Source organism: bacterium, assembly GCA_035281585.1.
Taxonomy (GTDB): Bacteria; UBA10199; UBA10199; order DSSB01; family DSSB01; genus DATEDP01.
This window is the reverse complement of record DATEDP010000104.1, coordinates 1-19,042: the sequence shown is the minus strand read 5'-3', so window position 1 is coordinate 19,042 and position 19,042 is coordinate 1. Positions and strand designations below refer to the sequence as shown.

Below are 19,042 nucleotides of genomic sequence, written 5' to 3'. Positions count from 1 at the left end.
CCCGCGAGCATGCCCGACAGGGCGATTTTGGCAGCGGAGGGCGAGGCGTCGCGGTCGCTCCAAGCCCACAAGCCCACCGAGCCGAGAGTGTAAAAGGCCAGCTCGATGTCGGCATATTGGGAGGCGCCGTGCTCGGCGAAGTAGGGAGTGGAGGCCAGCAGGATGCCGGCGATCCAGCCTTGGCTGCGGCCGCGAAGCGCCTGGATCGAGGAGGTCAGGAGGCCGATCGTCGCCAAGGTGAAAAGGATCGCGATCGCGCCCGGCATCAGCGGCCGGGGCGCCCCGATGAATTTCCAAGCGGCCGCGATCGTCGCGCTGAGCATCAAGGGATAATCCATGCTGCGGGGCATTTCGGCCACGAAGAACTCGGGCCAACGTTGGCCGGCCTTCATCAGGAAGAGGGCTCGCATATTCCAGAGGTCCCAGGCGTCCCAATGGCCATGGGGGATATAGAGGAATTGAAGGATGGAGGAAGCCAGCGAGAGGAGCAGGATCAGGCCGAAGGCCCAACCCAGCTTTCTTTCGAAGGCGCCGGGCTCGATCGAGGCTGCCGAATCACCGGGTCGGCGACGGCTGGAAAGCCACCGAGCGACGCCGATCACAGCCAAAGTCACCAAGCCTTGGAAGAGCATGAAATGGGCCGAGGCCTTGCCGACGGCCAAGAGCCACCCGAAGAACAGCAGCGAGGAGAGGCCGAAGCCGAATCCGACCGCCAGCGAAAGCCGAGTCCAGCGCCGGCCGACCGGCCGAAAGAGCCCGAGCCAGGCATAGCCCAAGGTCAATGGGAGCAGCAGCGAGATCGCGATCTTGGCCATCGATATTGGGCTCACGTCACTCCTTGCGACGATAGAGGCTGGCCCCGCCGGGAACGGTCAGAACCAGCTCGTGGGTCGCGGCGATTTCCGCCGGCAGCGGGTTTTTATTCGGGCTGTAGTAAATCAGCCATTTTTCCTCCCGGCCCCTTCTGAAAGGCCGCGGCGCCAAGGCGTATTGGGCGTAGCGTTGGATGTTCAGGGGGGTTCCCTTGTCTTCCAGGAAATTGAATTTGTCGTGATAGGGGATGGGGCGGCGAAAGCGCTTGAAGAGCTCCACCAGCCGGCTGACCTCGTCCGTTTTGTAATAGGCTTTGAAGCTCCGCGCCCAGGACAGCGTCGACCAGCCGATCTCGACGAGGCAAAGCGAGACCAGGACGGTGACCAGGACCCGAATGCGCCGCGAGGCGAAGGCGTTCACGGCGAGCGCCCCGGCGTTTCCTGGATGTCGAGCACGATGGCTTGGAGCAGCAGCTGGAAGCCGAGGATCAAGGGAAGCAGCGAGAGCATGATGGTGCCGGTGGGGCTGGGGACCGCGGTGTAGATCGCCTTGATCCATAGATAGAAGCCCAAAAAGGTTCCCCAGAGAAAGAGGAGGCCGCCCAGCCCGAGAAAAAGGGCGATCGGAGAAAAGTCGCGCAGGACGTATTTTTGGTAAATACGGTAAAAGAAGCGCCTCAGCAGCAGAAACGGAAAGCTGAGGCCGACCTTGAAGGGGTTGAGGTCCGATTTCTCGTCGCCGTAGCGCGCCGGGATCGCGACGTCGATCACCCGGCTGTGCAGCAGGTTGAGGTGGACCAGCATGTCGTTCTCGAAGAAGTAGCCGCTGTGGATCTTGCTCCGGTCCAGGCCGGTCAGGGTCCGGACGTTGATCGCGGTATAGCCGTTCTGAGGGTCGAAGACATTCCAATAGCCCGAGGCCAGCTTGTTGAAGAAAGTCAGCCCGATATTGCCCCAAAGCCGGTGGGTCGGCATGGCCTGCAGCGCCTCGCCGGCGAGGAAGCGGTTGCCCTTGGTGTATTTGACTTCGCCGCCGAGCAAGGGATCGAGGAGCTCGGAGAGAAAGTCGGGATCCATCTGGCCGTCGCCGTCCATCTTGACCGCGATGTCGGCATCGAGCTCGATCGCCCGCTCATAACCGCGAAGGACCGAGCCGCCGACTCCGAGGTTCCGGGTGTTGCGCAAGACCTCGACCCGGGGGTCTTGGACCTCGGCGGCGGCCGCCGAGGTCCGATCGGCGCTGGCGTCATCGACGACCAGGATATGGTCGACGTATTCCGGCATGGTCCGGAGGACCTCCGCAATGTGACGCTCCTCGTTGTGGGCCGGCACGACGACCGCGATTCGTTTCCCTTGATACATGGAGGCTCCCTCGAGGCAAATGAAGCCGAAGGCCGCTGAGCGTCAATGAAATTTTTATTGCTTGTCGGGGCCGGATTGGCGATGCCATCGCCGAATGAGGGGAAGCAGCTGGAAGACCTGGGCCTACTGCGTCGCGGCCGCCGGATTCAAAATTTGGCTGGTGGCCCCTCAGGCCATCTCGCTCGGCACGAAGAATTCGCTCCAATGGTTGTATCTTGTCGTCGGCCAAGAGTTATCCCAGGGCCATTGGTTGGGCTCCTCGCCGCGCATGGCCATGCGTTTTTCGCCGGGCTATTCCTGCTGGATCTCCTTCAACCATCTTTTGGATATTCCGCTGCGCCTGGGAGTGGAAGCTCTCCTGATCTTGGCGGCCTTTGTCTTTTTATTGGCCCTGCGTCGCGCACGGGTGCCGGATTTCTTATCTTGCCTGCTCTTCACCTTGATCGTTTTCGACCCGGCGACCTTGGCCCTGTTTCAAAAAGTATCTCCCCAAACTCTCACCTGGCCCTTGATCCTGCTGGCCGCCGGCGGCTACTTCCTTTCGACCTACGCCGAAAAGCCCGCCTCGAAGGCGCTGCTTGGCCTGCTCGCCGGCCTATCCTTGGCCGCCTATTGGCTGAGTCAAAGCTCGGGCTTGGTTCCGGGCTTGTTGCTGGCTTGGATGATCCTCTGGGAGCTTGGCCTCCAGCCGCCCGGCCACTCTTGGGGCCGCCGGCTGTTATGGATCTTGCCGGTCCTGGGCCTCTTGGTGGGGCCGACCTTGATCTTCGACCTTTCGGTCCGGACCTTGAATCAAATCCACTATGGCCGCTTCGCCCTGCAAAAAGTGTCGACCCTGCGGAGCGATGAGCTGGTCCGATTCCAGGATGCGGCGGCCCGCGAGGAGCTTTTCGAAGACATGGCGGGGAATCGGCCGCCTTCGGTTCGGACTCTTCGGTATTCATCCACCAAATCCGATTGGCAGATCGACGCCGATTCGAGGCTCGACCCCGGTGCCTTCGTCTATCTCGATGTCAGCGGCGAGCGGCGGATCTTCCAGGAAGTGGCCCTGGCCTGGATGCCGGCGGAGGAGCTCGACCTGCTAGCGGCAGGCTTTGATTTCCAAAGTCCCGGATTGCGGCCGCGGGTTCTCGAGGCGATGCCGCGAGTCTATGGCTGGGCGGCCGGCTTCTTGCTGTTCTCGCTGCTGCTGACCGCGCCGATCGTCGCGTGGAATCGGCTGCGCGCCGGCGCTCCGAAGTCCGGTGATTTTTGGCTCTTCGTTTTTTCGGGGCTCATCGCCGTTTCGGTGTTCCAGGCCTGCGAAGGGGATTTACGAGGCTTCGATTGGATGGATGCCGCTCACTGGCCATTGGCGCCGGCGGTGGCCTGCCTGGGGCTGCTTTTGCTTCACCAAGCCTCGAAGGCGGTGGAGGCTTGGACCTTGCCGGAGGCTCCGCGCCGGGTCGAGCGTTGGTTTTTGGGCTATGCCTTGCTTTTCGGCGTTTTCTTCGTCTTCGCCAACCCGCCTTTTCAAGGTCCCGACGAGATCCGCCACGGCTTTCGCTCCTACCAGGTTTCCGAAGCGCTCCCGCGCTCGGCTGCGATCCCCCAGAGCCTGGTGACGGTGCACAGCCGATTCGAGTTTTTGCCCTTTCGGCCGGCCAACAAGACCAGCCTCGATCAGCTATTGGCCGCGTGGAAGATCCCGCTGAGCCCGGAACACCGGAACTTTCATGGTTCGACCGGCACGAGCTTTTTCCCGAACCTCCCGCAGGGCCTGGGAATGTTTCTCGGCCGGCAACTCGGGTTTCCGGCGGTCGGCTTGATGTACATGGGTCGGCTGTTCAATTTGCTCTTCTGGATCGCCTTGGTCTACCTCGCCATCCGCCAGCTTCCTTTTTACCGATGGCTGTTCTTCTTCGCGGCCTTGAGCCCGATGGGCCTCTATCAGGCCGCCTCGCTTTCCTACGACGCCTTCACCAATGGGATGTGCTTCCTGCTGATTTCCACTTTCCTCTCCCTCGGCTATGGCTCCGCGGTCATTCGCTTCGCGAAACTGGCGGCGATGCTGGTTCAAGGCATCTTGGCCTCCTTGGCCAAATTCCTCTATTTCCCGCTCGTCCTACTCTATCTCTTGGTTCCAGTGCGTCGGGTCGGCTCGGAGCTTCGCTATGGCGCCGTTTTTGCGCTGCTTTTGCTTTCGAGCTGGGGAGTCAACTTCCTCTGGAACCTCCAAAGCGGGAAAGTCGACCAGGTCCTGACGGCCGGCCAGGATCACCGGCATGGAAGCTTAAGCTTTATCTTGGGGCATCCCTGGGAATTCCTGGCCTTGGTGGGTCGGACTTTGAAAGGCCACCGCGCCTACTTGGAAGGCTTGATCGGAAACCTCGGCTGGACCGACACCCACCTGCCGGCCGGGCTTCTTTTCCTCTACGCGATCGGGTTTCTCCTGATCGCGCTTTGGGATAACCGGCCGGGGATTCGCTTGGGAGTCTGGCCGCGACTCCTCGCGCTGGCGGTGGTCTCCTTGGTCGGCCTCGCCCTGTTCGCCTTTTTCTACCTGACCTGGTCGCCGTTGGAGGCCTCGACGATCCTCGGCCTGCAAGGCCGGTATTTCATCCCCGTCGTTCCGGCCTTGGCCTTGGTCTTCTATTGGAACCGCGGCGAGGGCCGGCGGCTGCCGGCTTTGGACGCCTTGGTCCCCTGGCTTTCGGCCTTGGTTTTAGGGGTGGCCGGCGCCGTCCTGCTGGTCCGGTACTACCCCCTGTGAGGGAAGGAAGCGGTAGAGGTGCTTGTCGCCGTAGGACCAAAGATAGCGGAGCCGCGGCGAGCCATCGAGCAGCTCGGTGCGCGGCCCGGTGAAGACGATGTAATCGACGCCGAGCTTGGCGAAGGCCGGATCCTCGGGATGAATCTGCAAATGAACCGTGTCGGGCGAAGGATTGCTGATCCGATGGGCGGCTTTGTCGTCGCTTAAGATGAAAGCGACATGGGCATAACGATTGTAAACCTCCCGGGACTCGCCCTTCGGGTCCAACTTTTCCCACAAGGCGAACTGCGGATAGAAGTGAACGCCGCTCAAGGCTCGGACTCCCAGCGTCCGGAAGAGATTGGAAAGCCCCATTTCGTTGAAGGAGACCCAGGTGCTGCCGCCGGGGATCTCCCGGTTCAACTCCAAGATTTTCAAGGATAGAGGGTTGCCGCGCAGGAACTCGGTTCCGCCCCGGGTGAGCGGGTTGAACCAGGAGGTCGTGAGAATCGACACCGCCAGCAGGATGACCAGGCCCACCTTCTTTCGGAGGAGCAAAGCGGCCCCGATGGCCAGGAATCCGATCCCGGACAAGAGTAATTTCAAAACCGGGATCGAATCGAAGTTTTGCTTCAGCTTCCACCCGATCCAAGCCAGAAAGATGGCCCAGCCCAGCAAGAGCACGGTGGGGGTGAGGGCCCTCAGCCACTGGGAGCGGTACTCCGAGGGGCGGCTCAAGTAGAGCGCGGTCAAAGCCATGTCGGCGATGCCCAGCGCCAATCCCATCCGATGCTCCAAGACTCGATCCAGGAGGAGAGTGGAGGCCAAGCTTCCCGGCAATCCGACCATCATCCAAAGGCAGAGCCCGCCGATGTAGGCGAGCAAGACCCAGATCAAGGCATTGGCCCGGAGCCGATGGTAGGAGAGGAGGCAGCCGAGGCCCAAGAGCGGGAAAAAATAAAAAAAGAAGCTCGCCTCGCAGATGTTGGCCAGGGGACCCCATTCCCGGATGTAGCGGAAGGGGAGAAGGTAATTGGAAAAGAGTTTCCAGGCCTCCCAGCCGCCGCCGGCGACTTTACGGGCGCCCGGGTAAGCCGTCTGAGAAAGGATCTGAAAGGTGCCCGCGGCTTCCCGCCAGAAGAGGTAACAGATGCCGAGGCAGAGCAGCACCGCTCCCCCCAGGTTGAGCCAACGCCAAGCCAGGTTTTTCCCTAAGCGCGTTTCCGAGCGCTCCAATACGAAGCCGAGAAAAACGGTCAGTATCAGGTAGGCCAAGGGGATTTGATAGGGCGGATACAAGTATAAAAAAAAGGACACCCCGCTCCAGGCGCTCAGTGAGCCGAACAGCGTTGCTTCCAGTCGGGTATTTGCGCTGATGGTTCGGAGCGCGCCGTAAAGGGCGAGGATGGCGGTCGTGGTCAGGTGGGCGGCGCCATAAGACCAAAAAGCGAAGAAAGGCGAGAAGAGCAGCGTCAAGGAGCAGAGCAGCGAGAGCCAAAAGGACCGGCGGGTCAGGATTTCAAAAAACAAAAATAAGACGAAGAGCTGGAACAGCCAACGAAAGGTCCAGTTCCAGGATAAACCGAAATCATCGCCGAGAAAAAAGCCCCAGGAGGTCGGGCGAAAGAGGGCGGTCCAATGGAACTTCGGCACTCCCAAGACGATCATGTCCTGGCCATAGCCGATGCTGGGGTTCACCCGCGGAAAGCTCGGGTTTTGCGCGCTCTGCGAAAGGGCCCAGGGCAAGGCGACCAGAAAATCGTCGCTGCGGATCGATTGAGCCTGGCCCCACCAAATTTCCTTGGCCGGCGAGCCGTCGATGATGTTCCGCCAGGCCATCAGCGAATACCCGTGCAGGCGAAAGCCGAGGGACACGAAGAGCACCGCGAAAAGGGCGGCCACCAGCCATAGTTTTCGCTTGAGGGTTGCCGGCATTGGGGGGATGGTTTACCCGATGGCATTTTCCTTGTCCACGCGGAAGACGGAGGCCTTCCTCCGCGCCGGTCTTCTCCTCCTGGTCGCCGCCTCGACTCTTCCATTCCTGAATCACGCTTATCATATCGACGAGCCCTTCTTCCTGCGGATCGCCCGCCAAATCGCCGAGCATCCTGGGGATCCCTACGGCTTTGAATATCTTTGGCTGGAAAATCCTCATCCGATTTATCGGATCGCGGCCTCGCCTCCGCTGTTCTCCTACTTCCTGGCCTTGGCGAGCGGGTTTCGAGCTCATCCGCCGGAATGGTGGATCCACCTCTCGCTGGTTCCCTTTTCCGGCCTGGCGGTTTTGTCTTTTTACTCGATCGCCAGGAAATTCGGTCACGCCCCAGCGGCCAGCTTCGTCGGCGCCGCTTGGCTGGCGGTCACGCCGGCCTACCTGGTCATGCAGAACATGGCGATTCCGGACTTGGCGGCCCTGGCTCTGTTCCTCGCCGGATTTTGCCGGTGCCTTTCCGGCTGGCGAAGCGGGAAGCTTTCGACTTTGATCTTCGCCGGCATCCTGTTGGCGGCCGCGGCCTTGACCCGTTATTCGATCGTCACCATCCTGCCCTTCGTCTTGGTCTTCGGCTGGACCTATCCCCGCAAGCTGCGGGCGGCCGTTCCATTCTCGATCGCCTTGACCGCGATCCTCCTTTGGATGGTGCTGAGCCGGGCTTGGTACGGCGAAAGCCATGTCGGCTCGCTGCTCAAATCTCATTTTTTGGATGATCCCCGTTGGCTCGGCCGGTTCTTGGCTTTGAGCGCCCACTTTGCCTTGGCCGGCGTCCTATTCCCCTTCGTCTTGCTGGGAGGGGAGAGGAAAAAGTTGATCGGGGCCACGGTGGCGGCCTTGGCAGTGGTGACCTCGGTGGTGCGGTGGATCGGCCCTGAGAGCTTGGGGATGCCGATGAGGCCCTTTCCCGACTTGATCTATTGCGGGCTCGGCATGCTTTCCATCTTTTACTTTGGGATCTGGAGCGGCGGGGCCCTCATCGCCCGCTGGCGGTGGAATCCGGCGGCCGAGTCGATGGCGGAGCTGCGGACCGCACTCACCTTCCTTTGGTTTTTGGGCGCGCTGGCGCTGCCGCTGCTTTATTTATTTTTCGCCGCCAAATACCTGATCCCGGCCTTGCCGCCCTTTCTCTTGTTTCTGCTTTTCTTGTTCCGGTCAAAGACCCGGCTTTGGCTCGGGGTGTCGGCCTTGGCGATTCCCATCTCCTGGGTCCTGGCGATGGGCTTGGCCTATTCCGATTTTCAATGGGCCGAGGCTTATCGCCAGGCGGCGAAACAGCTCGTGGCGGAAGCCCGGAGCCAAGGCGTGCGCGCTCACTTCACCGGCCGCTGGGGGCTTCAATATTACCTGGAGGAGGCGGGCGCGGCGCCGCTGCCGATGTCCGAGGAGTCTTTTGGGCGCCTTCAGGACGGCGACTTGGTTTTTCAGCCGGAATACGCCGCCGAGCCCCGGCTTTTTCCGCCGCTGCAGGAATCGGGAATCCTGAAATTGAAGCGAGTCCGAAAAATACCGAAACCGGGGGCCTTCTTGACGCTTTCGCCCCCGCTGCGCGCCAGCTTCTACGCCAACGTATGGGGAATCTTGCCCTACACCTTCGGCTCGGCTCCGGCCGAGGCGTTCCGCTACTACGTCGTCGAGCTCGAAGGGAGATCGCCATGATCCCGGGCGAAATGAAGGCACGAAAGATTCTTTTGCTCGCGATGGGCCTGTTGACGATTCTCAAGCTGGCCTTGGTCTGGAGCGAGGAGATCACCGCCCGCTTCATGCCGGCCGATCAATCCTGGTATCTGAATGCGGCCCAAGAGATCGCCCATGGAAATTGGCTGGGAAGCCGGTCGCTGGAGGCCATGTTCCGGCCCCCCGGCTACCCCTTATGGATCTATTTGTCGGGTTGGATCCCGCTGCCGGCCCGACTGAGCATCGAAATCTTTTTCCTGGGCGCCGCCGGTTGCTTGGTCTTGGCCCTCTTGTCGGCGGGGCTCCGGCCTTGGGCCGCCGCCTTTCTCTTCGCGGCGCTCGCCTTTCTTCCCGATTCATTTCGGATCCACAACGAGCTCTGGGCCGAAGCGCTTTTGGGCCCGCTCCTCCTGCTCGGCCTCGGTGCGATGATCTTCTCCTGGACCGCCAAGTCTTATGTGGGACGTTTGGGGCTGACCGCTCTGTCGGCGGCGGCCTTCGCTTGGCTCCTGATCTCGCGCCACGAGGGGCTGTGGGTGTGGTCGATCATCGGGATTTTTCTGGCGATCAACGGGTTCCGGGCGGCCACCGGGAAGGGGCCGAAGCTCGATCGCGCAGGGCGGGAAGCTCTCGTGGCCGCGGTCGCGGTTGGACTGCCGCTCTTGGCTGGCCAGGCCGTGGCCTGGCGCAATGCCGAGCACTATGGGGTTCGGGCTCCCTCCGAGCTGCTCAGTCCCCACTATCGGGAGGCGATGGACGTCCTGACTCGGATTCAGGTCGACGAATATGAGTTTCGAGTTCCGGTCAACCGCGAGGCCAGGCGCAAGGCCTACTTGGCCTCGCCGACCTTTCATCAATTGGAATCCTATCTCGAGGGATCGGTGGGCCGGGGATGGGTCAATATCGGCTGCCTCTCGGCCAAAGTTTGCGAGGATTACGCCGGCGGTTGGTTCATGATGGCCTTTCGCGAGGCGGTCGAGGCCAACCTCGATCCGAAGAGCATCCGCGACCGGGATGAATTTTATCACCGAATCGCTTCGGAGCTCGGGCAAGCTTGCCGGGAGGGGAAGTTGCCTTGCCATCCGCCGAAGATGTTTTCGACCAGCGGTTATGCGAATCCCTTCGCCCCACTGCCATGGGGTGAGCTTGCCCGGTCTGGGTGGCGGGTTCTGAAGCTTCACTTCCGATCCCATGGCCTGAGCGCCAACCAGGACAATCCCACCTGGGTGAAGCCGGAGCTGAGCCAAGCCTACGACCGGTGGCTGCAGCGGAATCCATTGCATGTCCAAAAAGGCAAGCTCCAAGCTCGAGGTTCCTACCGGGCTTTCGCGGGAGATTCGGTCAAGGCGGTGGCCTTGGTCGATCGGCCCAGCGAGGTCTCACTGGCGAGACAGGAAGCCGGCGGGCTGGAGGGAAAATTTCAACTGCTGCCTTCGGTCGACCTGGGGAAATTCCCCTGGGTCCAACCCTCCGATTTTGTGGAGCCGGCGCTTCGCTTGGAGCTCGCTTCGGGTCGGGCGATGGATTTCGAGGCCCGGCCGGGCAAGCAGGAAAACGGCGGGGTCGAGATCGTCGTCGAAAGCCTCGAGGGGTTGAGAGAATATCCCGCTTGGAAAGGCCGGCTCCTCCGAGTTTGGGGAGCTTGGTATTACCCCTTGCTGACCGCCGGGATCCTGGCCGCGATGGCCGCGGGGCTGGGGCCAAGCGCGAAGCGGCCCCGGCTCGGCCGCGAATTTTGGGCGGCGATCGCCTTGATCGGAGGCGCCCTGGCCCTTCGGCTTCTGCTCCTGGCTTATCTGGATTTCGCTTCCTTCTCGATCGATCCCTATTTCCGCCTCACCTACGCTTCGCAGATTCTGGGGCTGAGCCTCGGGGTGCCGGTTGCTGCATCGCTTGGACGACGAAATGCATCTTCAGCTGCTTAGCGACGTCCAGCTTGTCGTGCAGCGATCCCGGGTAGCTGTTGGGGCAGCGGTCTTCGGGCTTGATCGGGCCGCCGCGCAGCAGGTCGAAGACGCAGCGCCGCGCCACCATCCGCTCGGCTCTGGTCTCATGATAGACCCGAAAAGTGAAGTTGTCGAACAAGCCCAGGCCCAGCAGCAAGGTCAAGACCGCGATCAAGCCTTGCCGAAAGGGAGCTCGCTCCGAGCGGAGCAGGGCGAATGCCAGCATCGGGATGAAAATCGAGAACTCGGCATAGCGCGAGGCCTTGGAAGCCTCGGGCCCGAAGCCGGAGCGGGCGAAGCTGATCAGGGCCAGCGAGGCGATCATGCCGAGCAAGAGGGCCAGCGGGAACCAGAGGTCTTCCGAGCCCCTCCAGACCCGCCAAGCCGCGAGCCCCATAGCGGCCGCGACCGCCGCCAGGCAGATCGAGGCGATCACCGGATGGAGCTGGGTCCAGCCGAAGCCGTTGGAAACCGCCTCGGCCAGAAAGATCAGGAAATTTTTCTGCCAGAATAGGCTGTATTCGGGATGGCCCGGAGTCTTTCGGAAGCCGTCGATCCAATAGTAGAGCGCGAAAGCCAGGAAGGCGAGCAGGGCCAAGGATTTCGAGAGGTCGCCGGGCTTCCGCCGGCGGATCGCCCGCAGCCAGTAGACGCCGGCCGCCGCCCAGAGGCAGGCGATGCCGTTGGCGAGGGAGTACATCGCGGCCAGCCAGAAAAGAAGCGCCAACCCGAAAGCGGTCCAGCTCTCGCGCTGAAACAAGAGCCAGGCGCCGACGATGAAGAAGAGGACGCAAAGGTGGGCGCAGTTTTGATAGGCGGTGGTGTGGTTGAAATGGATCATGTCGCCGAGCAAGGGCAGGAAGGCCACCGGCGCGAGCCAGGAGCGGCCTAGATAACGCTTGCCGATCGTCCACCAAGCCGTCAATCCCAAGACGGCGTAAAGGAACAAATTGAAATAAATCTGGTAAGCGAAGTTCATCCCGAACAGGCGATGATTGATGAGAAAGAGAAGCTCGGTGAAATAGAGCCGGTGCTCGTTGTGGAAGCGCAGGAAGTAATCGTTGGACCAGCCGAGGATCAGCCCGTTTCCGCCGAACTCCTCCCATTCGTCCCAATAGGGGATGTCGACCGCGGTCCGGACGATCGTCCAGCCGAGCGCGCAGGCGTAGGCCAAGACGATGGTCCAAGCGAGGTATAAAAAGAGTTTTGTTTTCCCGGAATCTGAGGCAGGAATTGGCGGCGCAACCGAGGGGTCATTCATGCGGCTAGGGAACTCCTGCCCGGGTTCTAGCCGGATAATCCATGCTTGAAAACGAAAAAAAACCGCGCGTCGCCTCCGGTCTCCAGCTTTTTTTGACCGTGGCCGCCAGCGTTGTCGCCATGGGGGCGTGGTTCCTGTGGTTGGGCGGCCGCCGCAACGTCGATGGCGACGAAGGGCTGTATTTGGAAGCGGCTCGCCTGGTGATGAGCGGCAAATCGCTCTACTCCGACTTCTTCTTCCAACAAATGCCGTTGACGCCCTACCTTTACGGGTTTTGGATGAAGCTCTTCGGCTCCGGCTTCCTCTCGGCCCGCCACTGCTCGGCCTTCCTCACCGCCGCGACCGGCGCGGTGATGCTGGTTTACGTCGCGCGAAGCACCCGCAGCCTGTTTTGGGTCAATGCCGCCGGCCTGATGTTTTTCGCCAACGGGATCATTTTGGCTTGGGCGCCGGTGGTCAAGACCCACCCCCTGACGATGTTCGCCTTGGTGGCTTCGGCCGTCGCGATGCTGGAGTGGCGAAGGTCCCGCGCTCTCGGGTGGTTGGCCGCCGCCGGTCTCTTGATCGGGATGGGAATCGGCGGCCGGTTGACCTTGGGCCCGCTCGCCGTTTTCTATTTCGCCTATGTGGCCTGGGATGCGCCGTCCCGCCGGATTCCCTCGCTGGCGGTCCTGCTGCTCTCGGTGCTCTTGGTCTCGACGCCGGTGTTTTATTTCTTCGCCCGGGATCCGGCGCTGTTTTGGAAATACAATTTGACCTATCACACCGAAGTCTACCCCGGCGTCGTCGACGCCTCGCGGCGCTGGAACACCGCCCAGGCCCTTCTCCGCCAAATTCAGGTCCTGCTCCTCTGCGTCGCTTCTCAGGTGACGGTGCTGGTCGGCTGGTCCCGGGAAGGCTGGAAGTTTCTGAAGTCGGACAGCGCGTTTTTGGCATTGCTGCTCGCGATCTTCATCGCGATTCACATGGCGAGCGCCGAGCCTTATACCCAGTATTTCTCCGCCGCCATGCCGCTGCTGATCCTGCTGACCCTTCCGGCCTTGCAGTGGCTGATCGGTTCGGCCCGACGAATCATCCCGATCGCGGCCCTGGGTCTCTTCGCCTTTTTCTATCTCAGCGGAGCCCGCTCGGCGATGGATTTCGAGATCGCCTCGATGCTCAGCAACCGGCCGGAGTGGGCCTTGGGAAGCTTGCAGCGGACGGTCTGGCAGGCCCGGAAAGTCCTCAAGCCGGGCGAAGAGTGCCTGACTTGGTGGCCGGGTTACGCTTTCCTGGCCAACTGCCGCTCGGTCGGCGGCATGGAAAACCACATGAGAAATTACGCCGTCCAGCGGAAGCTTCCGGACACGGTGAAAGAGTATCAAATGCTGCCCGACGAGGAGCTCTTGCTGGCTCTCCGGCAAAGGAAGTACCGGGTGGTGATCGACGGAGTCTATCACATCGAAAGCCCCTACTATTACGATATCCAAGCGGCGTTGATCGAAGGTTATTGGGACGTGGGCTACGGGGTTAAGGTAAGATCGCCAGCTTGGTTTCGGGCTTTACTAAATAGTAATTGAACCTCTCGGCTTCTTGGCCCGAGAAGTTGAAGGGCAGCGGGCCCCAGTGGTTCGAGTAAAAGCCGGATCGGGCCTTGGGGTTCATCGTCCTCAAGGGCAGATCGATGTTTCTCCCCCAAGATTCCCGCAGCTCCAAGCGGCCGCTCAAGGATTGGGGGATGTCGCCGGCGCTGGCATAGCTGCTGGTCACGATCAGATCGCCGGGCAAGGGAGCCCACTCCCGGGCCGCGACCAGCGGGAGCGGGAGCCCGCCCCATTTTTCCATGTAATACTGCCAACCCCAGTGGCCGGTGAACCACACGGCCCGCTCCGGCGAGAATTTTTGGGTCAGCGCCGCCCGAAGGTCGGTGCGGTAAACCCGTTCGGCCTCCCGGCGGTAGAGGTCGGCGAAGCTGAAGTCGGCCCAAGCCACGCTCAAGCTCAGCGCCAGCAGCGGCAGCAGGCTGAAGGCGGCGATCCGGCGCAGCCAAGTCGAGCTGACATACGAAAAGATCATCAAGGCCAGGGCCGGCTGAGCCAGTAAGAGATATTTCGAGGCGAAGTGGACGTAGATGATCGGCACCGCCAGCAGGAGCAGAACCCAGAGGGCCAGGGCCGAATTCCGCAGCGCGAGATTCCCGACGAGCTGGGGCCCGGTTTTGACTCGAAGCTCGTATGCCAGCTCGTCGCCCTCCCGCTTCTTGCTCCAGCCGAGGCAATCGACTTTGGCCAGATTGGAAGCCAGGAAGAGCCCGACGAAGAGGAGCAAGGCCGCTCCGGCCGCGAACCAGAGCGAGTCGGGAAAGAAGGCGAAGCGCTTGATGCCGGAGGAGCCGTAAATCGCGAAATCCAAGGTCAGAAAAGTCAGCAGCATCGCCCAGAAAGCTTTCCGGCGGCCCAGCCAGGGCAGGGCCAGCAGGGGCAGGAAGGTCGAGAGCGTCAAATGAATCCCGGTGCTCCACAGGCGGCTTTCCCAGCCCTCGGTTTTCGCGAAAATGGAGAGCACTTCGCTGGCATGGGAAGAGCCGCCGCCCATGCCGCTGATGAAGAGCCAGGCCAGCCCTCCGGCCAGACAAATCATGGAAGGCAGCGCCGCCTTCCACAGGGTGGCGGTGAAGCTCAGCCCCAATAAGAGATATACCAAAACCAAGGGCGCCGCATTGTAGCGCATGAGCACCGCGGCGGCGAGCAGCAGGCCGCCGGCGATTAGGTCGGCGATGCGATCTTTTTTCCAACCTCGAATCGAGACGAGCAGGGCGCCTAAAGCCAGCGACATGGCGGCGACGTCCGGCATCGCCATGTTGGCCGACACCACGAAAGCCGGCGAAGTGCCGATGATCATGGTGGCGAGAAGGGAATCGAGCCTTGAAAGCCCGAAGCGCTGGCCCAGAAAATAGATCGAGATCAGGGCGGCCATCGCGAAGGGCACCAGGCTCAGGTGGATCAGCCATTCCGAGGGAAAGCGTGAGGGCCAGCCCACCGCGGCCAAGTAATAGGGGAACAAGGGCGGAAAAGCCGCGATTTGGCGCATCGGCTCGTGGAAAGAATTCCAGAGGTAATGGAAGTCGTAGGGCTGAAGGGGATGCTCTTGGATTTGCCGGGCGATGCGGAGAAAGAGCGCCTCGTCGATGTGAAAGGCGTGGCCCAAAAAAGGCAAGGTGATCGCGAGGCTGAAAAGCCCCAAGCCCAGACAGACGAAGAGATCGGCGTGTTTCCGGAGGAAGGCCATGCGATACGAGGCTTTATGGCAAGCTTCGATTATTGCAACGGATATTTTGGGAAGATTGGGGCGCCGAGCCGGCCGGCCGGCTTTGGAAGATGGCCGACTTCGCCAAGCCGATTTTTTGGGCGGCGTAGAGCAGCGAGACCTTCAGGACGCCCAGGCCGTAGGTCACGCTTCGCCCGAAATTGATCGAAGAGCTGTCCTCGCTGTAGTGGGTCGGACAGCTGATCTCGCCGACTCGGAATCCCTGAAAGAAAATCTGAGCCAGCATCTGGTTGTCGAAGATGAAGTCGTCGGAATTTCGCTCCAAGGGCAGCTGCTCGAGGACTTCGCGGGAGAAGGCCCGATAGCCGGTGTGATATTCGCTCAGCTTCTGCCGCATCAGGAGATTCTGAAAAGCCGTCAGGAAGCGGTTGAAGACGTATTTGTAGCGCGGCATGCCGCCCTTCAAGGCGCCCCGGCCCAAGATCCGCGAGGCCAGGACGACGTCGTAGACGCCGCTGGCGATCATCCCGGCCATGGCCGCGATCAGCTTGGGCGTGTACTGGTAATCGGGGTGCATCATGATCACGATGTCGGCGCCGCGGCTGAGGGCTTCGGCGTAGCAGGTTTTTTGGTTTCCGCCGTAGCCCCGGTTCTTGGGGTGGACGAGGTGGTGCAGGCCGAGCTCCTTTGCCACCTCGACCGTCCGGTCGCCGCTGGCGTCGTCGACCAAGATAACGTCGTCGACGATTTCCTTGGGGATCTCCTCAAAAGTGCGGCGGAGGGTGAACTCGGCATTGTAGGCGGGCATCACGACCGCGATTTTTTTACCCAGAATCATAGGTCGGAATTTCTATTCCATCAGATGGCTCGTAGCAAGGGGCTTTAGACCCGCTCCGGCGCCAAGGCCCGTCAGGACTGGAAGTAGCCGAAGACCTGGGCGTGAACCTTGAAGAAGTAAAATCCAGCCGCCGCGGCCAGGCAGAATCCCCAGACCGCCGCGAATCGGCGTCCCTTGGCTCGGAACAAGGCGCCGAGCAGGCAGGGAATCGCGAGGCAGAAGACCGGCTCCATCGGCAATCCATAGCTCAGGATCCATTGGCTCTTCAGCAAAAGCCAAAGCACGATTTGCAGGGGAACGGCGAAGCCGAGATAGGCGGCCACCGAATCGCCGCGCAGCCCTTGGACGAGCAGGCCGAGGATCGCCAAGCCGCCGGGAATCCAGAGCAAGGGGTTGTTGGTGCAAAGGGCGGCGAAGCGCTGGCCTTCGGCGTTTTTTTCGGAATGAAACCAAAGCGAGCCCTGGCCCAGGAACCATTCCTGCCAAGTCGAGAGGCCGGCGTAGTCCTTGTGCAAGGTGCTTTGCATTTGGATCATGCGGCCGATTTGGCCGGGAATCTCGGGGGGCCCGAAGCCCAGGACGCCGTAACTCGCCGTCCAAGCGAGGAGGATCGCCGCGGCCGCGGCGCCGAACAGCACCGGCAGGCTTTTTCTCAAGGGCAAGGAGCTGCTCACAAAAATCAGGCCGAGAAAAAAAAGCGGGAAGAGGGCGGCAACGATGACTTTGACCGTCGTGCCCAAGGCGGCCAAAGCGCAGGCGAGGACGATGTAGCGCCGCCGCCCGGCAGCGGCCGGCTGTTTCAGCACCGGCAAGAAAGCGGCGAGGCCGGCCGTGTAAAACAAGGCGGTCGGCATGTCGAGCATGGCCAAGCGGGCATGAAGGTAGGCGAGCGGCGAGGCCAGCCAGAGCAGGACGGCGAGGATTCCCCATTCCCAAGCTCCCAGGTAGGCGGCGGCGAGGAAAAGAATCGCTCCGACTCCGGCGGCGCTCAAGGCCGAAGGAAGCCGGTGGGCCCAATTCCGGTCGCCGAAGATTCGGATCGAGGCGGCGATCAGTTCCTTGCCGAGGGGAGGGTTTCCCGGGTTGCGATAGGAGGCCTTGTCTCCGGTCAAATAGCTCCGGGCGGCGGGCACATGATAGGCCTCATCCCAGACCTGAATCGGGGGAAAGCCGAGCCGGAAAAGGTAAAAGGGCAATAAACAAAGGAAAATTCCTAAACCTCCCAGGAGGAGCCGAGCATTGTTTCTGTACATAGTATAATGGCCTGAAATTTTTGGAAAATTTTGCTTGTCACCCTACCGGAGTGCCGCTAATTTAAGAACCAGTTTTTGGTGGGTCCTTATTCAGCCTAAGGAAAGGGCATGAACTATGAAGCTTTTCTTCCGCAAACACGGTAACTCCCTATTTTACATCTTGCTACCGGTTCTTTTCTTGGCTTTGACGGTGGCATTCATTCAATTCACCCCCCGAGTTTCTCAGAGCGAGCCCGGTGATGTCTGCGAAAGCGACGATCAATGTTGCACCACCAGCGGTTGCGGTCCGCAAGAGATCAGCGAGATTTGCGACGTCGACACCTGTAAGCGTATCAACGTCGGTTGCGACGAGGGCACGGTCAGCGATAACGGCGTCGATTGCGTCTGCCTCGACGACGAGGGACAAGTCATCGGCGATTGCGTGGTTTGCGAGCCCGGCGAAGTTTTCATCGACGATGAGTGCCGCCGCATCTGTGGTCCCGACGAGGATCCGGATGAAGACAATTGCCAACCGGTCGGCGCCTTCATCGAAGGCACCGGCATCGGCTGCAGCCTGAGCGTCGCGGCTTCCTCGGCCCCGGCTCTGCCGGCTATGCTGATGGGCTTGGGTCTGGCGACCGCCGCCTTCGTGGCTCGACGCCGTAAGTAAACGATTTAAACACGGTCTTCTTAAAGCCCATCCTGAGGCACTCAGGGTGGGCTTTTTATTTCCCCTCCCCCCTTGCGGGGGACCAAAAAGGCAAACCGGCGACTGATGTCGCCGGGCAAACTTTTTGGTAGAGTTGGACTTTTCCGAGCTTGCTGTGATTTCGCCGTAGGCGAAATCGGGAGAGGGGGCGCGGCAAACCACATGGACTCGTGGCAAGAACTCAACCATCGCATCATCGCCTGCCGTCTCTGCCCGCGCTTGGTTGCCTGGCGCGAGGAAATCGCTCGAGTCAAAAAGCCGGCCTATGCCGATCAGGCCTATTGGGGCAAACCGCTGACCGGCTTTGGCGATCCCCAAGCCGGCCTCTGGGTCCTGGGCTTGGCGCCGGCCGCCCACGGCGGCAACCGGACCGGGCGGATTTTCACCGGCGACCGCTCCGGCGATTGGCTCTTTCGCGCTCTCCATCGGGCCGGCTTCGCCAATCAGCCGACTTCGGTTTCGCGCGACGATGGATTGCAATTGCAAGGCGCCTTCATCAGCGCGGCGGTGCGCTGCGCTCCGCCCGGCAACCAACCGAGCCCCGACGAACGGGACCGCTGCTTTCCCTATCTCCAAGAGGAATTCGCCAAGCTGAAGCGCGCGAAAGTCCTGGTTGCCCTGGGCGGCTTCGCTTGGCAGGCTGCCCTGCGCTTGCTGAAGTCGGTGGGCTGGGAGTTGAGGCCGCGGCCGGCGTTCGGCCATGCCAAGGAAGTCCGGCTCGGACCTTGCGTCCTACTGGGGTCTTTCCATCCGAGCCAGCAGAACACCTTCACCGGCAAATTGACCGAAGCGATGCTCGACGCGGTCTTCGAGCGGGCCCGGTCGATTTTGCAGCGAGGCATCGAATGAACTATCTCTATCTTTCGGCAGGCGGAATTTTGGGAGTGATCGCTCGCTATCTGTTCGGCGGCTTGACCCACCGCTGGCTGGGGCTCGGCTTTCCTTACGGGACCTTCGTGGTCAACCTGAGCGGCTGCTTCGTCATCGGCTTGGCCGCGACTTTAGCCGGTGAACGCCTGCATACTTCGGACCCGCTGAAGCACTTTTTCTTCATCGGCTTTCTCGGGGCTTACACGACCTTTTCCAGCTACATGTTCGAGAGTTTTTCCCTGATCGAGCGTGGGGAATGGGGCGTCGGTTTCGGCTACTTGCTGGGGAGCGTCTTGTTGGGATACCTGGCCTTGTTCGCCGGGGTAGCGTTGGGACGGGCCCTTTAGGCCTTTTTCTTCAGCGATTCG

The 19,042-nt window shown here is 61.2% G+C and carries 15 protein-coding genes; 7 read left to right on the top strand and 8 right to left on the bottom strand.

What is annotated here, in order from left to right; genetic code table 11:
• The 3 genes from VJR29_08290 to VJR29_08280 form a co-directional block, all read right to left on the bottom strand.
• Window positions 1-830: hypothetical protein (locus VJR29_08290; GenBank protein HKY63402.1), on the bottom strand; the 830-nt coding region annotated here is incomplete at its 3' end.
• A 1-nt stretch (window position 831) separates the two neighbouring features.
• Window positions 832-1,233 carry a hypothetical protein gene (locus tag VJR29_08285; protein ID HKY63401.1) on the bottom strand — a complete coding sequence of 134 codons (402 nt, stop codon included), beginning with the start codon at window positions 1,231-1,233 and terminating at the stop codon, window positions 832-834.
• Entirely contained in the window at window positions 1,230-2,174 is a 945-nt protein-coding gene (locus VJR29_08280) for a glycosyltransferase family 2 protein (protein HKY63400.1), read from the bottom strand. The genes VJR29_08285 and VJR29_08280 overlap by 4 nt, the downstream gene beginning before the upstream one ends.
• 94 nt (window positions 2,175-2,268) lie before the next feature.
• Between VJR29_08280 and VJR29_08275 the strand changes: the two genes are divergently transcribed.
• Window positions 2,269-4,926: a DUF2142 domain-containing protein gene (locus VJR29_08275; protein HKY63399.1), complete on the top strand. Its 2,658-nt coding sequence runs from the start codon at window positions 2,269-2,271 to the stop codon at window positions 4,924-4,926.
• Here VJR29_08275 and VJR29_08270 read toward each other — a convergent pair.
• On the bottom strand, window positions 4,879-6,840 hold the full coding sequence (locus VJR29_08270; GenBank protein ID HKY63398.1) for a hypothetical protein: 1,962 nt from the start codon (window positions 6,838-6,840) through the stop codon (window positions 4,879-4,881). The two genes, VJR29_08275 and VJR29_08270, sit on opposite strands and share 48 nt — an antisense overlap.
• Before the next feature lie 31 nt (window positions 6,841-6,871).
• Between VJR29_08270 and VJR29_08265 the strand changes: the two genes are divergently transcribed.
• The gene (locus VJR29_08265; GenBank protein ID HKY63397.1) at window positions 6,872-8,554 is read left to right on the top strand and encodes a glycosyltransferase family 39 protein; all 1,683 of its coding nucleotides are present in this window, start codon (window positions 6,872-6,874) and stop codon (window positions 8,552-8,554) included.
• The gene (locus tag VJR29_08260; protein ID HKY63396.1) at window positions 8,551-10,497 is read left to right on the top strand and encodes a hypothetical protein; all 1,947 of its coding nucleotides are present in this window, start codon (window positions 8,551-8,553) and stop codon (window positions 10,495-10,497) included. Before VJR29_08265 ends, VJR29_08260 begins: the two co-directional genes overlap by 4 nt.
• Here the strand turns inward: VJR29_08260 and VJR29_08255 are convergent.
• Window positions 10,409-11,692 carry a hypothetical protein gene (locus VJR29_08255; protein HKY63395.1) on the bottom strand — a complete coding sequence of 428 codons (1,284 nt, stop codon included), beginning with the start codon at window positions 11,690-11,692 and terminating at the stop codon, window positions 10,409-10,411. The genes VJR29_08260 and VJR29_08255 overlap by 89 nt on opposite strands.
• A gap of 128 nt (window positions 11,693-11,820) precedes the next feature.
• Here VJR29_08255 and VJR29_08250 point away from each other — a divergent pair, with 128 nt between their 5' ends.
• A complete protein-coding gene (locus tag VJR29_08250; GenBank protein ID HKY63394.1) occupies window positions 11,821-13,338 on the top strand; it encodes a glycosyltransferase family 39 protein in 1,518 nt (505 codons plus the stop codon).
• Here VJR29_08250 and VJR29_08245 read toward each other — a convergent pair.
• From VJR29_08245 to VJR29_08235, 3 genes are all read right to left on the bottom strand, one after another.
• Window positions 13,289-15,046, bottom strand: coding sequence for a glycosyltransferase family 39 protein (locus VJR29_08245; protein HKY63393.1), 1,758 nt, complete (start codon window positions 15,044-15,046; stop codon window positions 13,289-13,291). The genes VJR29_08250 and VJR29_08245 overlap by 50 nt on opposite strands.
• Before the next feature lie 13 nt (window positions 15,047-15,059).
• On the bottom strand, window positions 15,060-15,863 hold the full coding sequence (locus tag VJR29_08240; protein ID HKY63392.1) for a glycosyltransferase family 2 protein: 804 nt from the start codon (window positions 15,861-15,863) through the stop codon (window positions 15,060-15,062).
• Window positions 15,864-15,934: 71 nt separating this feature from the next.
• A complete protein-coding gene (locus tag VJR29_08235; protein ID HKY63391.1) occupies window positions 15,935-17,059 on the bottom strand; it encodes a glycosyltransferase family 39 protein in 1,125 nt (374 codons plus the stop codon).
• A 172-nt stretch (window positions 17,060-17,231) separates the two neighbouring features.
• On the opposite strand from VJR29_08235, the gene VJR29_08230 reads away from it, so the two are divergent.
• The 3 genes from VJR29_08230 (at window position 17,232) to crcB (ending at window position 19,021) form a co-directional block, all read left to right on the top strand.
• Complete coding sequence (locus VJR29_08230) at window positions 17,232-17,765, top strand: hypothetical protein (protein ID HKY63390.1); 534 nt, start codon at window positions 17,232-17,234, stop codon at window positions 17,763-17,765.
• A 201-nt stretch (window positions 17,766-17,966) separates the two neighbouring features.
• Window positions 17,967-18,653 carry a uracil-DNA glycosylase gene (locus VJR29_08225; protein HKY63389.1) on the top strand — a complete coding sequence of 229 codons (687 nt, stop codon included), beginning with the start codon at window positions 17,967-17,969 and terminating at the stop codon, window positions 18,651-18,653.
• Window positions 18,650-19,021, top strand: coding sequence for a fluoride efflux transporter CrcB (gene crcB / locus VJR29_08220; GenBank protein ID HKY63388.1), 372 nt, complete (start codon window positions 18,650-18,652; stop codon window positions 19,019-19,021). Before VJR29_08225 ends, crcB begins: the two co-directional genes overlap by 4 nt.
• Window positions 19,022-19,042 lie beyond the last annotated feature (21 nt).